The 16,740-nt window shown below is 45.4% G+C and carries 16 protein-coding genes; 1 reads left to right on the top strand and 15 read right to left on the bottom strand.

Going from position 1 to position 16,740, the window contains the following annotated elements; genetic code table 11:
• Positions 1 to 102 precede the first annotated feature (102 nt).
• The 15 genes from FQV28_RS05525 to lepA form a co-directional block, all read right to left on the bottom strand.
• On the bottom strand, positions 103 to 1,062 hold the full coding sequence (locus FQV28_RS05525; protein WP_146494569.1) for a PhoH family protein: 960 nt from the start codon (positions 1,060 to 1,062) through the stop codon (positions 103 to 105).
• A 144-nt stretch (positions 1,063 to 1,206) separates the two neighbouring features.
• The gene (locus tag FQV28_RS05520) at positions 1,207 to 1,653 is read right to left on the bottom strand and encodes a hypothetical protein (RefSeq protein ID WP_146494568.1); all 447 of its coding nucleotides are present in this window, start codon (positions 1,651 to 1,653) and stop codon (positions 1,207 to 1,209) included.
• Between the two features lie 34 nt (positions 1,654 to 1,687).
• Positions 1,688 to 2,674, bottom strand: a complete 987-nt coding sequence (floA, locus tag FQV28_RS05515) for a flotillin-like protein FloA (protein WP_146494567.1) — start codon at positions 2,672 to 2,674, stop codon at positions 1,688 to 1,690.
• A gap of 3 nt (positions 2,675 to 2,677) precedes the next feature.
• Positions 2,678 to 4,003 (bottom strand): NfeD family protein, encoded by a 1,326-nt coding sequence (locus FQV28_RS05510; protein ID WP_370455114.1) that lies wholly within the window; start codon positions 4,001 to 4,003, stop codon positions 2,678 to 2,680.
• Between the two features lie 223 nt (positions 4,004 to 4,226).
• The gene (gene rpsU, locus FQV28_RS05505) at positions 4,227 to 4,400 is read right to left on the bottom strand and encodes a 30S ribosomal protein S21 (RefSeq protein ID WP_106532713.1); all 174 of its coding nucleotides are present in this window, start codon (positions 4,398 to 4,400) and stop codon (positions 4,227 to 4,229) included.
• A gap of 95 nt (positions 4,401 to 4,495) precedes the next feature.
• Complete coding sequence (deoC, locus tag FQV28_RS05500; protein WP_146494566.1) at positions 4,496 to 5,164, bottom strand: deoxyribose-phosphate aldolase; 669 nt, start codon at positions 5,162 to 5,164, stop codon at positions 4,496 to 4,498.
• Positions 5,165 to 5,196: 32 nt separating this feature from the next.
• Complete coding sequence (gene mtaB / locus FQV28_RS05495; protein WP_146494565.1) at positions 5,197 to 6,531, bottom strand: tRNA (N(6)-L-threonylcarbamoyladenosine(37)-C(2))-methylthiotransferase MtaB; 1,335 nt, start codon at positions 6,529 to 6,531, stop codon at positions 5,197 to 5,199.
• A 15-nt stretch (positions 6,532 to 6,546) separates the two neighbouring features.
• Positions 6,547 to 7,284, bottom strand: coding sequence for a 16S rRNA (uracil(1498)-N(3))-methyltransferase (locus FQV28_RS05490; protein ID WP_146494564.1), 738 nt, complete (start codon positions 7,282 to 7,284; stop codon positions 6,547 to 6,549).
• Positions 7,285 to 7,296: 12 nt separating this feature from the next.
• Positions 7,297 to 8,238 (bottom strand): 50S ribosomal protein L11 methyltransferase, encoded by a 942-nt coding sequence (gene prmA, locus FQV28_RS05485; protein ID WP_146494563.1) that lies wholly within the window; start codon positions 8,236 to 8,238, stop codon positions 7,297 to 7,299.
• 182 nt (positions 8,239 to 8,420) lie between these two features.
• On the bottom strand, positions 8,421 to 9,539 hold the full coding sequence (gene dnaJ, locus FQV28_RS05480; protein WP_146494562.1) for a molecular chaperone DnaJ: 1,119 nt from the start codon (positions 9,537 to 9,539) through the stop codon (positions 8,421 to 8,423).
• Positions 9,540 to 9,647: 108 nt separating this feature from the next.
• Positions 9,648 to 11,471, bottom strand: a complete 1,824-nt coding sequence (gene dnaK, locus FQV28_RS05475) for a molecular chaperone DnaK (RefSeq protein ID WP_146494561.1) — start codon at positions 11,469 to 11,471, stop codon at positions 9,648 to 9,650.
• Positions 11,472 to 11,491: 20 nt separating this feature from the next.
• Complete coding sequence (gene grpE, locus FQV28_RS05470) at positions 11,492 to 12,094, bottom strand: nucleotide exchange factor GrpE (protein ID WP_146494560.1); 603 nt, start codon at positions 12,092 to 12,094, stop codon at positions 11,492 to 11,494.
• Positions 12,095 to 12,113: 19 nt separating this feature from the next.
• Positions 12,114 to 13,145, bottom strand: coding sequence for a heat-inducible transcriptional repressor HrcA (gene hrcA / locus FQV28_RS05465; RefSeq protein WP_146494559.1), 1,032 nt, complete (start codon positions 13,143 to 13,145; stop codon positions 12,114 to 12,116).
• Between the two features lie 94 nt (positions 13,146 to 13,239).
• Entirely contained in the window at positions 13,240 to 14,379 is a 1,140-nt protein-coding gene (hemW, locus tag FQV28_RS05460; protein WP_146494558.1) for a radical SAM family heme chaperone HemW, read from the bottom strand.
• A gap of 61 nt (positions 14,380 to 14,440) precedes the next feature.
• A complete protein-coding gene (lepA, locus tag FQV28_RS05455) occupies positions 14,441 to 16,270 on the bottom strand; it encodes a translation elongation factor 4 (RefSeq protein WP_146494557.1) in 1,830 nt (609 codons plus the stop codon).
• A 218-nt stretch (positions 16,271 to 16,488) separates the two neighbouring features.
• Between lepA and rpsT the strand changes: the two genes are divergently transcribed.
• The gene (gene rpsT, locus FQV28_RS05450; protein WP_146494556.1) at positions 16,489 to 16,740 is read left to right on the top strand and encodes a 30S ribosomal protein S20; all 252 of its coding nucleotides are present in this window, start codon (positions 16,489 to 16,491) and stop codon (positions 16,738 to 16,740) included.

The raw sequence follows: 16,740 nt of genomic DNA, 5'->3' as shown, positions 1-16,740 counted from the left end.
TCAATCATATCAATAGTAGAATGGGATTTCACTGCCTATTTCAAAAAATTTGAAATTCAATTCCTTTTATGGAAATTAACTAACAAAAGAAAAACCAGTCTATTAAGAAGACTGGTTATCATATGCTTGAATGATTTTAGCAACAAGCGGATGCCGCACAACGTCGCCGCTTTCCAGATACTGGAAATGGACGCCTTTAACACCTTTTAATATCGTTTCCGCTGCAATTAGACCTGATTCGGCTCCGCGCGGCAAATCAATTTGCGTTTTATCTCCTGTAATAATCATTTTCGAATCGAATCCGAGACGAGTCAAAAACATTTTCATTTGGGCTTTTGTCGTATTTTGGGCTTCGTCTAAAATGACAAATGCCTGGTCCAATGTGCGCCCGCGCATATAAGCGAGTGGAGCAATCTCGATGATGCCTCTTTCGATAAATCGGTTGGTCTGTTCCAATCCCAATACATCATGGAGCGAATCATATAACGGGCGAAGATAAGGATCTACCTTTTCTTTTAAGTCTCCTGGAAGAAATCCAAGGCTTTCCCCTGCTTCAACTGCCGGGCGCGTCAAAATAATGCGTTTAACATTACCGGTTTTAAGGGCCTGCACCGCCATAACAACCGCCAAATACGTTTTTCCTGTTCCAGCTGGTCCAATACCGAATACCAAATCCCGTCCTCGTACCGCGTGGATATAGTGGCGTTGGCCAATAGTTTTTGCGCGGATTGATTTGCCATTTGCATTTTTTGCAATTTCTTCTTCATACAACTCAGCGAAGTATTCAATCGTTCCGGCTTTCGCCATTTCGATGGCCGACACAATATCCCGTTGGTCAATATTGATGCCTTTACGGATGACTTTAAGCAATTGTTCGATCAATAGCTTCCCGGTCTGTTTGCCTTCTTCTGTTCCTGATAATCTGATGACTTCCCCTCGGGTGATGATCTGAATATCTAAAGCTTCTTCGATAAGAGTCATATGATTATCAGAAATTCCAAGAAGCAACAATGCTTCGTTTGGATCTTTAACATGCAGTTCGAGTAATTGGTTTTCTGTCATGTAGACGCTCCCTTGAAATTGAGTATTAACTACTACTCTCACTCTATCACTAACTATCTGTGTCTGTAAAACATTTCGCCACTGATTTGAGCGAAGATTGCAAACAGGCAAAAAGCCGTCCAGCATATGCCGGACGACTTCTAGTTATCTTCGTTTTGACTTGGGCGGCATTAGAATTTCTGATAAGATGATGCTTTTTTTCAAATCTTCTTTTTCAAGAGGAAATACGTTGTCTGCAGCTGTACGGGAACGGGTATCTGCACCAAGAGACGGGCGTGTTTGATCGGCTGTCAGTCTGCCTGTCGCAGCACGCACAGGCACTTCACGTTTTGATTCCGGATTCCGCGTCCGCGAGCTGGCAACGGTTTCTTCTGCTTTCTTGGCAATTTGCCTAGTTCTTTCAGGCCGCTCTTTCACTTGCGTTTGCAGTTCGCCGTAAATTTCTTTTGCATAATCTTCTGCCCGCTTTACGGTGCGCTGCCTGTTCGCTGGAGCCGTATTTTTCGGCTTTGCTGTTTCTTCATCGGTATTTTTTCTGTTGAAGATTGCAGCAATAGCCATGACGATAAATCCTATGATGAGGCCTTCCACATTGAACCACCATCCTTCCTGGCATTACCCTGGATTATTTAGCGTCCGATGTGTCGGCTCCGGATCGTGCGATTGAGTCGCGCATGCTTGTATCCGCCTGGACGTTTCTATAGTTGATGTAATCCATAACGCCGAAATTGCCATTCCGCAGCGCTTCTGACATCGCCATCGGCACTTCAGCTTCCGCTTCGACAACTTTCGATCTCATTTCAACAACTTTCGCTTTCATTTCCTGTTCGCTTGCAACAGCCATTGCGCGCCGTTCTTCCGCTTTTGCCTGTGCAATTTTCTTGTCTGCTTCAGCTTGTTCGGTTTGAAGTTCGGCTCCGATGTTTTTACCGATATCAACATCTGCAATATCAATCGAAAGAATCTCAAATGCTGTACCAGAATCCAGGCCTTTGCCTAAAACAGTCTGGGAAATCAAATCCGGATTTTCAAGTACTTTTTTGTGGTTAGTGCTTGACCCGAGTGTCGAGACAATCCCTTCGCCAACACGGGCAACGATTGTCTCTTCACCGGCACCACCGACAAGCCGGTCGATATTTGCACGAACCGTAATACGCGCTTTTGCCTTTACTTCAATTCCGTCCATTGCCACACCCGCGATAAATGGCGTTTCAATCACTTTCGGGTTAACAGACATCTGTACAGCTTCCAATACATCTCGCCCAGCCAAATCGATCGCAGCTGCACGCTCAAACGGCAAATCGATGTTCGCGCGGTGCGCCGCAATCAGTGCATTAACCACACGGTCTACGTTACCGCCGGCAAGGTAATGGCTTTCAAGCTGGTTGATGGTAACTGTCAATCCCGCTTTTGACGCCTTGATCAACGGATTAACAATCCGTGACGGGATGACTCGGCGAAGACGCATCCCAATCAATGTGAAAATGCTGATTCTTACACCGGCAGCGATTGCTGAAATCCATAGTGTAATTGGTACAAATGTGAAGAATATGGCCAGTACGACGATGACGGCAATTATTGCAGCGCCTATTCCTAGTGTTTCAAGTCCCATTCTTTATTCCTCCCCTTCTTGGTCGATCTCACGGACAACAATGCGAGAACCTTCTACTTTAATAATTTTAACGCTTTTTCCCGGATCCACAAACCGGCCTTCAGAAACGGCGTCAATCCGTTCATCGTTCAGCTTTATGGTTCCGGATGGCCGAAGAGCTGTCATGGTTACAGCGGTTTGGCCGACCAATTCCAACCGGTTGACATTTGACACATACCCGCTTTCGGTATTTGTAGAATCCATCAAGATAATCCGATTGAATAAATGGAGCCGTTTGCCAAAGAATTTCAATAAAATCACCATCCCTGCTGAAGCTACAATCAATGCAATAAGTATAGCTATGGACGTCGTCTGAAGGTCTCCGCCAGCTAACAGGATGCTGCCGAAAACTGCGGCAAGCCCTAGAAATCCGGCTATTCCTCCCGGCACAAAAAACTCGGCAAGAAGAAGCCCGAATCCGATAATCAGCAAAATAATGGCTTCATATCCCGCAAGCCCCGCCACCAAATGGCCGTAAAAGAATAACAACAATGATGAAATCCCTACGATACCCGGAACCCCTAAGCCAGGAGTGAACAATTCCAGGATTATTCCAAGAAATGCAATGGACAGAAGAATTGGAACCACAATAGGGTTTGTTAAAAAGCGGGCAAGCGTTTCAGAGAAGGTTTCATTGACCGTTACAAGCTCTGCGCCTTCGTAATTTTTCAAAGCAAGCAGCTCTTCAATGCTCGATGCGGTTCCTTCTGAATAACCTACCTGCCTAGCTTCCGATGCACTTAAAGTCAATAATTTGCCATCACCTGCTTGCAGTTCCGGCAAATTAAGCGATGCATCTGCCATGGCAAGTGCATATTTCGGATTTCTGTCAGCTGATTCAGCTGCAGTTTCCATGGAAGCAAGCCACGCGCTATTCGCTTTGGCTTCTGCCGCATTGCCTGCTTGATCGATTACTTGCGCAGCGCCCATGCGCCCCTTTGGATGCATGAAAATTTCATCGCTGTTCAATGCCAGAAAAGCCCCAGCCGACAAAGCATCCGTGTTAACAAAAGCAACGGTTTCAAGTTCCGTTTCTTCTATTAAACGGGCAATGCCATCAGCGGCGTTGACAAAACCGCCTGGAGTGTCGATATCAAAAATGATGGTTTCAGCCCCGGCATCTTCGGCTTCCTCGATTCCGCGTTCGATAAATGACTGCAAGCCTCTTTCAACTTCAGCCTCAATGGGAATCACGTAGATGGTCGGCGTATCCGCTTGAACCAACGGCAAAAATAAAAGAAGCGACATCAGCAAAAGAAAAAAAGCTGTAAAGTTCTTGGCGCCGCGCAAAGGAATTCCTCCTTCTGTTTTACTGTACCCTTTATTTACGTATCAAGATACAAATGGTTTCAAAAATCTCTGCCTTTTCACTATATTATAGTAGATTTTGCAATATGAAAAAAGAACGCCCTCATTAAAAGGAAACAAAAAAACCGGCTGCACGAATACTTCGTGCAGCCGGTTTTAGCTGGTCGTTCATATTTTTTAATTATCAATTTTAAAGTAAAGTCAATTAAAATTTACGTTTACGCGCAGCTTCTGATTTCAATTTGCGTTTTACGCTTGGCTTATCATAAAACTCACGCTTTCTTACCTCTTGCATTGTTCCGGATTTAGAAACAGTGCGTTTGAAGCGGCGAAGAGCATCTTCAATTGATTCGTTTTTACGAACAGTTGTTTTTGTCATCTCTTTTTCCCTCCCTCCGAACACACGTTGAAACTAATAACAACTAGTGTTATATACTTAAAAAGTATAACGTAGATTTTCCCAGAGGTCAATACTTAATAATCGGAATTCGAAGTTAAGCCTTGCATGATTTGGACACCTGAGCTTGCGCCGATACGGCTGGCTCCCGCTTCAATCATCGCTTGCACATCTTCTAAGCTTCTGACCCCACCGGAGGCTTTCACTCCCAGCTCCGCTCCAACAGTTTCACGCATCAATTTCACGTCTTCGACAGTTGCACCGCCAGTAGAAAAACCTGTTGAGGTTTTTACAAAATCAGCGCCAGCTTCTTTTGACAACCGGGAAGCCGTAACTTTTTCATCGTCTGTTAAAAGGGCCGTCTCGATAATGACTTTGACAATCGCTTTCCCTTTTGCTGCCTCGACTACTGCTTCAATGTCTTTTTTCACAAGATCGCTGTTGCCGCTTTTCAAAGCTCCGATATTGACGACCATATCGATTTCACTCGCGCCTTTTGATATAGCGTCCGCAGTTTCGAACGCTTTCGTTTCAGATGTCGAAGCTCCAAGCGGAAATCCAATAACTGTACATACTTTAACCGTACTTTCCTTGAGCTCAGCAGCTGCCGCTTCCACCCAGGCTGGATTTACGCACACTGAAGCAAACTTGTATTCGTCCGCTTCTTTGCATAACTTAACAATTTGGTCGTACGTTGTTTCAGGTTTCAATAGCGTATGATCGATATAAGAGGCAATGTTAGTCATGTAATAGCTCCATTCTTTTGTCGGTTTAATGTTTAAACAGTCAACTCTTCCATCACGCGGACAAATTGGCCGGCGTTATACGGATATCCTGCTTTTGTAATTTTCACTTTAACAATTTTGCCAATCAACGATTGGTCTCCAGGAATGGCAACTTTCAAATAATTGTCTGTATAGCCTTCCACCATCTCGGTTCCAGCGTCACTTTCATGCTTTTCTTCCGGTATGATTTCCAAAAGTTCCCCTTCAAATTTGGAGGCATATTCTTTTGCCAACTGATCATTCAAAGCGATCAACCGATGGACCCGCTCATTCTTTATTTCTTCATCTAGTTGTCCATCCATACGCGCTGCAGGGGTACCTGTACGCTGTGAATATGGAAAGACGTGCAGTTCGGAAAATTTATGATCGTTGATGAAATTGAAGGTTTCCATAAACTCTTCTTCAGTTTCTCCAGGGAAACCGACGATGACGTCAGATGTAATGGCCAGATCCGGCAGCGCCTTTCGCAATTGAACGAGGCGGTCCGCAAAAAACTCCATTGTATATTTTCGTCTCATCCGCTTCAATACAGTATTTGACCCCGATTGGATTGGAATATGCAAATGACGCACCACGATTTTCGATTCTCTCAATACGTCGATTACTTCATCGGTCAACTGGCTCGCTTCGATGGAAGAAATCCGCAAGCGTTTCAAACCAACCACTTGTGTTTCGAGATCCCGCAGCAATTGTGCGAGGTTGTATTCTTTCAAATCTTCACCGTAGCCACCTGTATGGATACCGGTCAATACAATCTCAAGATAGCCGGCATCCACTAGTTGCTGCGCTTGGCGCACCACTTCTTTTGGGTCGCGCGAACGCATCAAGCCGCGCGCCCACGGAATAATGCAAAAGGTGCAAAAATTATTGCAGCCTTCTTGGATCTTCAAAGATGCACGAGTCCGGTCCGTAAATGCCGGAACGTCCAACTCTTCGTAAACACGGTTTTTCATGATATTGCCAACTGCGTTAATTGGCTTTCGTTCTTTTTTATACTGGTCGATATAGCCGAGCAGTTTGGTGCGGTCCTGTGTTCCCACAACAATGTCCACGCCAGGTATAGCCATGATTTCAGCAGGTGAGGTTTGGGCATAGCAGCCGGTCACACAAATGACCGCATCCGGGTTGTTGCGCACAGCGCGCCGAATTACCTGGCGGCTTTTCTTATCACCCGTATTGGTGACAGTGCACGTATTAATCACATAAACATCGGAATGATGATCAAACTCACCACGTTCGTAGCCCTGTTCTTTGAACAGCTGCCAGATCGCTTCTGTTTCGTAATGATTCACTTTACAGCCTAACGTATGGAAAGCTACCGTCGACATAAGTGGCCACCTCTCTCATTCATATTCATAAGATAAAGCAGATAATGCGTATAGCGGAGCGGTTTCCGTCCGCAAAATACGCGGTCCTAAAGAAGTGAACAATGCACCCGCTTCTTTCAAACGGGAAACCTCGTTTTCTGAAACGCCGCCCTCCGGACCAAATACAAGCAGGATTGAATCCTTATCATACAATGATTTTAAAATATCGGCAAATCGCGTCGGCGAACCGCTCCGTGCCTCTTCTTCATAAGCAACGACAACGGCATCATAGGACTGGATTGCCTCCATCAATTGCTTGAATGTGTGAACATTATGTATGTCGGGAATGCGCGTGCGATGTGACTGTTCTGCAGCTTCCTTGGCAATTTTTTGTAGCCGCGCTATCTTCTTGCCGTTTTTTGCGGAGTCCCACTTGACAATCGAACGTTCTGCGACATACGGCAACAGCGCGTACATTCCCAGTTCGGTTGATTTTTGCGTAATAAGTTCGAGCTTATCGCCTTTTGGCAAACCACATGCAATGGTCACCTGTTTCGGCATTTCGGAATTCGTTTCAAGCGCACTTTTAAGTTCCACACTCACATCAAATTCGGTTGAACGGATTTCGGCGAGAAAAGCTGTATCTTCAACCACTACAATAATCCGGTCCCCAGCAGTTTGGCGCATAACTTTAGCGATGTGCTTCGCATCATCGCCTGTTATGGTCACTATTTTATTGTCGGGAACTTTGCCTTCTAGAAAATATCGTTGCATCGTAACACCCCGTTATTCCGGTTTTTTTGAAATGATTGTTACCCAATCTTCCATCATCATGACATCTTCGACAACAAATCCAGAAGCTTCAAGCGCTGCTTTGACATCGTTTTTCTTAGGCATAATAATGCCCGATGTGATATAGATGCCGCCAGGTTTTACAGCTTGAAACGCGTCATCCGTGAAAGAAATGATGATTTCCGCCAAAATGTTTGCGACTACCACATCTCCCGGTTCTTTGATTGTGTCGAGTAAGTTGCCTTGGACAACATCAATCTGGCTTTGCATTTTGTTTAGCTTCACATTTATCTGAGCTGCATGAACTGCCACTTCATCAAGATCCAGCGCATGTACATGTTCAGCACCGAGCATTGCAGCTCCAATCGCCAAGACGCCGGAACCGGTGCCAACATCGATCACTTGCTGACCGGGCTGTACGGTTTTCTCTAGTGCCTGCAGACTCATAACGGTAGTCGGATGCGTACCGGTTCCAAAAGCCATGCCTGGATCCAATTCGATGATCAATTCATCGCTGGAGACCGGGTTGTACGTTTCCCAAGTCGGCACAATGGTGAAGCGCTTTGATATTTTTACCGGATGATAGTATTTCTTCCAAGAAGTTGCCCATTCTTCCTCGTTTACTTCGCTGATCGTTACAACATTCGCCCCGAGGTTGATATCGAATTTCACAAGATTGTTGATAGCGAGTTTAATCGCCTCCACTGTTTCTCCTAAAAAACTATTGACCGGCAGATATGCTTTTAGAATGACGCCTTCTTTAGGGAAATCATCAGGATCAAGCGAATAAATCTCACCAAAGCGGTCTTCCCGTTCTCTGGCAAAGTCTTCAGAGTCTTCAATTACTACGCCGCTTGCGCCCGCTTCATGCAAAATATTCGAAACGGATTCGATTGCTTCATTTGTCGTGTGGATCGACAGTTCTGACCATTTCATCTATGACCGGCTCCTTTATCATTGGTTCAATGAATAACTATTGAAGTTGAACTGACCTGCTTCCCTCTGTTTATGGCACATGCCAAACTTTAGTCTGTTCGGTATGAAAACTCGGGAGTATGCAGCTATTCGCTCTGCAAAAGCAAGCGGAAAGTCAGCCCAACTCAATTAGTCATTTTTTCTTAATCACCTTTGATGGTGCGTTTGATTTTATCGAACAATGAACTGCTTTGCTCTTCTGGAATATCGCCGCTGATTTCCGCGAATTCACGCAGCAATTGTTTTTGTTTCTCGTTCAATTTTGTTGGTGTCTTCACACGGATGATAACATGCTGATCGCCTGTTCCATAGCCGTGGACATTTTTGATCCCTTTTCCTTTTAAGCGGAATTTCGCTCCGCTTTGAGTGCCGGCCGGGATTTTCAATTTCACTTTACCGGAAACTGTCGGAACTTCGACTTCATCGCCCAATGCTGCCTGTGCAAATGTAATTGGCAATTCAAGGTAGATGTCATCGCCGTCGCGCTCAAAATCTTTGTGCGGTCTTACGCGGAAGACAACATATAAATCACCCGCTGGTCCGCCGTTGACCCCTGGAGCCCCTTGTCCGCTGACGCGCAATTGCTGGCCATCGTCCACACCGGCCGGTACGCTGACTTTGATTTTTTTGACCTTGCGTACTTTGCCTTCACCGTGGCAAGTTTGGCATTTTTCCTCAATGATTTGGCCAGTACCAGAACAGTGGTGGCACGCTCTGCGGTTGACCATACGGCCAAATGGCGTATCTTGCGTAACATTCAATTGACCAGAACCTTCGCAATGAGGGCATGTTTTCTTTTTCGTTCCAGGCTTCGCCCCTGAACCGTCACACGTTCCACACGTTTCATCTCTAGGAATTTCAATTGTGGTTTCCTTGCCGAAAACAGCATCCATAAATTCGATATTCATGGAATATTGAAGATCGTCCCCTTTTCTCGGAGCATTCGGGTCACGGCGTCTAGTGCCGCCGCCGAAGAATGTGCTGAAAATGTCTTCAAAACCGAAGCCGTCAGCACCGCCGCCGAAACCGCCAAATCCTTGGTTCGGATCTTGATGGCCAAATTGGTCGTACTGCGCACGTTTTTGGTCGTCGCTCAGCACTTCGTAAGCTTCTTTTACTTCTTGGAATTTTTCTGATGCGTTATCGTCTTTATTGATATCCGGATGGAATTTTTTCGATAAAGTCCGGTATGCTTTTTTAATTTCTTCTTTCGATGCGGTTTTAGAAACTCCCAGCACCTCGTAATAATCTCTTTTGTTCATGCCGTCACTCTCCTCTTGCAATCAACTGTAATTGTACACGGTTCCTATTGCGGTTGCAAAGACATTGAAAAAGCCAAAGCATTTGCTTTGCTTTGACTTTTTCAGGTCTTACTTATCTTTATCGTCGTTTACTTCTTCAAATTCTGCGTCGACTACATCGTCTCCTGGGTTAGCGCCAGCTTGTCCGCCTTGTTGAGCGGCTGCTGCTTGCTCGTAAGCTTTCATCGCCAATCCTTGTAGGATTTCATTTAATTTGTCTTTTTTCTCGCGGATTTCATCGATGCTGCTGCCTTCTAATGCTGTTTTCAACTCATCGCGAGCTGCTTCAGCTTGCTGTTTTTCATCTTCAGTCACAACTTCGCCAAGGTCAGCGATTGTTTTATCAGTTTGGAAAACCGCTTGGTCTGCTTCATTGCGAAGATCAACTTCTTCTTTCACTTTCGCATCCGCTTCTGCGTTTTCTTCTGCTTCTCTGACCATACGTTCGATTTCTTCCTCAGACAGAGAAGTGCTTGACTGGATAGTGATCGTTTGTTCTTTTTGAGTTCCCAAATCTTTTGCTTTAACGCTCACAATACCGTTTTTATCGATATCGAACGTCACTTCGATTTGTGGAATGCCGCGTGGTGCTGGCGGAATATCCGTCAATTGGAAACGGCCAAGCGTTTTGTTGGCCGCAGCCATCGGACGCTCTCCTTGAAGAACATGGATATCAACAGCTGGCTGGTTGTCTGCAGCAGTCGAGAATGTTTGTGATTTTGAAGTAGGGATTGTCGTGTTGCGTTCGATCAATTTCGTGAACACGCCGCCCATTGTTTCAATACCAAGTGACAATGGAGTTACGTCAAGCAATACGACATCTTTAACGTCACCTGTCAAAACGCCGCCTTGTACAGCTGCGCCCATCGCTACAACTTCATCCGGGTTAACGCCGCGGTGCGGGTCTTTGCCTGTTTCGCGTTTAACCGCTTCTTGTACAGCCGGGATGCGTGTAGAACCGCCGACAAGGATAACGCGGTCGACTTCAGAAGCTGAAATGCCTGCATCTTTCAATGCTTGGCGGGTTGGCCCCATTGTGCGTTCAACTAATGAATGAGTCAACTCATCGAATTTCGCACGAGACAATGTCACTTCCAAGTGAAGCGGTCCAGCTTCTCCTGCTGTAATGAACGGAAGCGAGATTTGAGTTGAAGAAACGCCAGACAAATCCTTTTTCGCTTTTTCAGCAGCATCTTTCAAGCGCTGAGTCGCCATTTTGTCTTTTGACAAATCGATGCCGTTTTCTTTTTTGAATTCTTGTACCAAGTAATCGATGATCACTTTATCGAAGTCATCCCCGCCCAGACGGTTATCGCCGGCAGTTGATTTTACTTCGAATACGCCATCGCCAAGTTCAAGGATCGAGACGTCGAAAGTACCGCCGCCAAGGTCATATACAAGGATTGTTTCATCTTTTTCCATTTTATCCAAACCGTAAGCTAATGCAGCTGCTGTCGGCTCGTTGATGATGCGTTCCACTTCAAGACCAGCAATGCGGCCTGCGTCTTTTGTTGCTTGGCGTTCAGCATCGTTAAAGTAAGCAGGAACCGTGATAACCGCTCTTGTCACTTTTTCGCCTAAATATTCTTCCGCATATCCTTTAAGGTATTGAAGGATCATTGCTGAAACTTCTTGCGGTGTGTATTCTTTGCCTTCAGCTGTTACTTTTTGCTGTGTACCCATTAAGCGTTTAATAGATTGGATGGTATTCGGGTTTGTAATCGATTGACGCTTTGCAACTTCCCCGACTTGGCGTTCGCCGTTTTTAAATGCCACAACAGAAGGAGTAGTACGGTTGCCTTCTGGATTTGGGATGATTTTTGGTTCGCCGCCTTCTAACACTGCGACTGCTGAGTTTGTAGTTCCTAAGTCAATACCAATAATTTTGCTCATTTAAATTCCTCCATTGCCTATTATTCGTTAACTTTCACCATTGCCGGGCGCAACACTCTGCCTTTTAGGCTATAGCCTTTTTGCAGTTCTTGCAGCACGGTGCCCGGCTCCGCGCTGTCATCTTTTTCTTGCATCACTGCCTGGTGGATATGCGGATCAAACGCTTCTCCGACAGCTTTGATTTCTTCCAGCCCTTCGCGTTTAACCGCTTCAAGAAGCGTGCTGCGAACCATTTCAAGCCCTTTTTGCAAAGAAACAGCTTCTTCGCTCTTCGCTTCCACTGAAAGTGCGCGCTCGAAATTATCCAATACTGGCAATAAATCCGAAAGCAGCGACTGGGACCGGAATTTTTCAGCGTCTTGTCTGTCTTTTACGACCCGGCGCTTGAAGTTGTCATAGTCAGCAAGCAAGCGAAGGTATTTGTTCTGTTCCGCTTCCAGCTCTTCGCGAAGTGCAGCTGCTTCATCTTTTGTTTCTTCTGCTGGTTGTTGTTCTTCTTCAGTTGTTTCTGTTTCTGTTTCTGCGTCTACTGTGTCAACTTCCGTTTCCACTTCTTCACTTGTTACTGCTTCTTCACTTGTTACTGCTTCTTCCGCTTTAAGCGGTTCATTTTCTTTAGACAAATCCTGTTCCTCCTTTTGTTCACTTAGCCCGGAACATACGGGTCAATTCTTTCGACAAATCGCCGCTCAACAAATCAAGCATGGAAACAATCCGCTTATAATCCATCCGTTTTGGGCCGACGATTGCGATTGAACCTGTCTGCTCTTCCCCGATATCATAAGAAACCGTAATGACACTGCAGTCTTCCATAGCGGACAAAGCATTTTCGGAACCGATTCGGATATGGAGCCCTTGGGTCCCAATAGGCAAAATCATCGGAATATGCTTCGCCCCTTCCATGACATCCATCAAATTCCTGATTTTTTGGATGTCATGGAAATCCGGCTGCTTCAAAATGTTCAGCTTGCCGCCAAAATAGACATTTTCTTCATGGGGCAAAACCGCTGCCTGGCGCAAAGTCGTGAACAATTCGCCGTACCGTTTCACATGCTGCCGCAATATCGTCATTGTCTCTTGTTCCAACCGGCGATGCAAATCATTTAATGGCACCCCAACGAGGCGCTCATTCAATATATTGATCATTTTTTCAATATCAGAAGGGCTGATGCCTTCCGGTATAGTGAATACCCGATTTTCGACGTGGCCGTTGTCAGTCACAATTATGGCAACTGCCGTATCGGTCGTCAAAGGCACAATGGACAATTTTTTAACGATATGCTTGCCAACATCCGGGCCAAGCAAAATAGCTGTGTAGTTTGTCAACTCGGACAAAATCATGGCGGACCGTTTGATTACTTCTTCGGTCTCCGTAATTTTGTCTTGAAAAATCGAGCGGAGCTGCACAATATCCTGCTGCGGAAGCGGTTTTGGCGTCAGCAAATGGTCGACGTAATAGCGATACCCTTTTTCAGAAGGGACCCGGCCTGAAGACGTATGCGTCTTTTCAAGAAAACCCAGTCCTTCCAGATCAGCCATCTCATTCCGTATGGTTGCGGGACTAAATGGAATTTCGGATTTTTTGGATAGTTGGTTTGATCCGACCGGCTGAGCTGATTGAATGTAATCATCTACTGTCACTTTTAAAATGAGCAACTGCCGTTCTGTTAACATGATCATCACCTCTGTTAGCACTCTAGTTACCCGAGTGCTAATACTACACTAAAATTACCAAATTCCATTGTTGTTGTCAACGATTGCGCTTTTCCTATCCAAGCAAAAATTGCTCGAATACTTCATTGCCGACAAACCGGCCTTTTTTTGTCAATTTGATAAAATCCTGTTCAATGACAAGGTTCTGTTTATCAATTTCCTTTTCTAAAATGGTTCCGTATATATCGCCGATCGGCTGATTGAATTTCGTCTGGAATCCACTCAGTGAAACGCCGGCTGTCTTTCGGAGACCCAAAAACATTTCTTCTTCCATTTGTTCGTTAAGCGGCACTTCGTGGGTATTGAGCACTGGGCGTTTGCCTTCATCGAGCGGCGCCATGTATTTTTTCAAGGGTCCTGCATTGGAATACCGGACGCCTTTCACATACCCATGCGCCCCGGCACCTGCGCCGATGTATTCAGCGTTGTCCCAATACAGTAGATTGTGGCGCGATTCAAAACCGGGAAGGGCGAAGTTTGATATCTCGTATTGTTTCAAGCCGCGTTTGTCCATCTCACCCATAAGTTTATCGTACATGTCAGCTTCCAGATCTTCCGTAACGGTATTTAACTTGCCTTTTGTCATTAAGTTGTAAAATACGGTTTTCGGTTCAATGATCAGCGAATACGCAGAAAAATGGGGGAGGTCAAAAGCGAATGCTTTCTCTAACGTATCTTCCCATTGCGCCATCGACTGCCCTGGCAAGCCGTACATCAAATCAAAACTCAGGTTTGTGAAACCGACCTGCCTTGCCTCTTCGACCGCTCTTGCTACATCGCCGTTGCTATGGGTCCGGCCCAAACGCTTTAACAAATCTTCATCGAACGATTGGACACCCATGCTAAGCCGGTTGACGCCGCCGTCAAAGAGCACTTGCATTTTTTCTTTTGTCAATTCATCTGGATTTGCTTCAGACGTCCATTCCAAATTGTCCGCCATCGGGACATATTGGTGGATATAGCCGAGCAATTTTTCAAGTTGCTGCGGCGTCAATGAAGTCGGCGTTCCCCCGCCCAGGAAAATCGTTTCAAGCGGTTTATCGAGTGCGCCTTCTTGTTTCCAAAGCGCCAGCTCTTTGCCGAGCGAATCGATATAGGCATCAACTGGCTGGTCTTTGAAAAAGACTTTATTGAAATCGCAGTAATGGCAGATCTGGTGGCAGAATGGAATATGGATATACAATCCTTTTACCATGCTAGTTTTTCCTTCTTTCTAATAGGAAAAGGAGGCGCAGAATCCGGCCTCCTTTTTTTGTTTATTTTGATTGGTCGTCCATTTTCAGGATGGCCATGAATGCTTCTTGCGGAACTTCAACAGAACCGACTTGCTTCATGCGTTTTTTACCTTCTTTTTGCTTGTCCAATAGTTTTCGTTTACGGGAAATGTCCCCGCCGTAACATTTGGCCAAGACGTTTTTGCGCATCGCGCTGATCGTTTGGCGTGCGACGATTTTTTGGCCGATAGCGGCTTGGATCGGCACTTCAAACTGCTGGCGCGGAATCAATGTCTTCAATTTGTCGACAATGACCTTTCCGCGTTCATATGAAAAGTCACGGTGAACGATAAAGCTTAATGCATCCACTTGTTCGCCGTTCAGGAGAATGTCCATCTTCACAAGTTTGGATTCTTTATAGCCGATCAATTCATAGTCGAAAGACGCGTAGCCTTTTGTCCCTGATTTCAATTGGTCAAAAAAGTCGTAGACAATTTCTGCAAGCGGCAATTCATAAACGATACTGACACGAGTTGCGTCAATATAATCCATTGTCATGAAGTTGCCGCGTTTTTTCTGGCAAATTTCCATGACCGCTCCAACATAATCATTTGGCACCATAACTGTCGCTTTGACGTAAGGTTCTTCTACTGTATCTATTTTTTGCGCATCCGGCATCATTGCCGGGTTGTCGACTTTAAGAATTTCGCCGTCAGTCATATGCACATCGTAAATTACACTTGGCGCAGTCGTGATCAAATCGATATTGAATTCGCGCTCAATGCGTTCCTGGATGATTTCCATGTGAAGCAAACCAAGGAAACCACAGCGGTAGCCGAAGCCGAGTGCTTGTGAAGATTCAGGCTCGAATTGAAGTGCCGCATCATTCAACTCCAATTTTTCAAGGGCATCACGAAGGTCGTTGTATTTCGAAGTATCGATGGGATACAGCCCGCAATACACCATTGGATTCAAGCGGCGGTAGCCAGGAAGTGCTTCTTGTGCCGGGTTGTTCGCAAGAGTAATGGTATCTCCGACAGTCGAATCCCCCACGTTTTTAATTGCTGCCGTCAGGAAACCAACATCGCCGACGGTCAATTCTTTGCGCAATGACGTATGCGGTGTAAAAACTCCCGCTTCGATCACTTCAAATTCTTTGCCGGATGCCATCATCCGAATGCGGTCTCCAGGTTTTACTGTTCCCTCTACAATCCGGATATAAGCGACAACGCCCCGATATGGATCGTAAAGCGAATCGAAGATCAATGCTTTCAATGGCGCACTTGGGTCACCGGTCGGAGCCGGCACTTTCTCGACGATCTGTTCAAGAATTTCTTCGATGCCGATGCCCGCTTTTGCAGAAGCAAGGACGGCTTCCGAAGCATCAAGGCCAATGACTTCCTCGATTTCTCCGCGGACCCGTTCTGGATCGGCAGCCGGCAAATCGATTTTATTAATGACCGGCAAGATTTCCAGTTCATTGTCTAACGCCAAATATACGTTCGCCAATGTCTGGGCTTCAATCCCTTGTGCAGCGTCGACGACGAGTACAGCGCCTTCACATGCCGCAAGGCTTCGTGAAACTTCATAAGTGAAGTCGACATGCCCCGGGGTATCAATCAAATGCATGATGTACGTTTCTCCGTCTTTCGCTTTATAATTCAATTGAACAGCATTCAATTTAATAGTTATGCCGCGTTCGCGCTCCAAATCCATGGAATCCAAAGATTGGGCTTTCATTTCCCGGGAAGTCAAAGCTTCCGTTTTCTCTAGTATCCGGTCGGCAAGCGTCGATTTTCCATGGTCAATGTGGGCAATGATGGAAAAGTTGCGAATTTTGCTTTGCCTTGCTAATCGTTCCTCATGATTCATTTTCTTCACTCCTATACAAACTACTATGAATTATAGCAGTGTAACGGATATTGAGCAATGAAAGGCTGTTGAAATCATTTCACTGTCAAGGCAAACTTCTTTGCACGTAACTATTGCATTCCGTTCCGCGATTTGATAAAATAACTCATGTTGTATAGAGACATAAAAGATACGAGGCGGCTCCGTCTCTGTTCCTATTTGTCTAGGAGGTGAAATACATGCCAAACATTAAATCTGCTATCAAACGTGTACGCACGAACGAAACAAAAAACGCTCAAAACTCACACGTGAGATCAACTATGCGTTCTGCTGTTAAAAAAGCTGAGCAAGCTCTTCTTAACAAAGACGAAAACGCAACTGATTCAGTAAAAGCGGCAATCAAACAAGTGGAAAAAGCGGCTTCTAAAGGGCTTATCCACAAAAACACTGCAGCTCGCAAAAAATCTCGTTTGATGAAAAAACAAGCGTAA

It is taken from the genome of Planomicrobium sp. CPCC 101079, from assembly GCF_007859275.1.
Taxonomy (GTDB): Bacteria; Bacillota; Bacilli; order Bacillales_A; family Planococcaceae; genus Planococcus.
The sequence above is the reverse complement of the archived record's forward strand: the minus strand, read 5'-3'. Positions and strand labels throughout refer to the sequence as shown.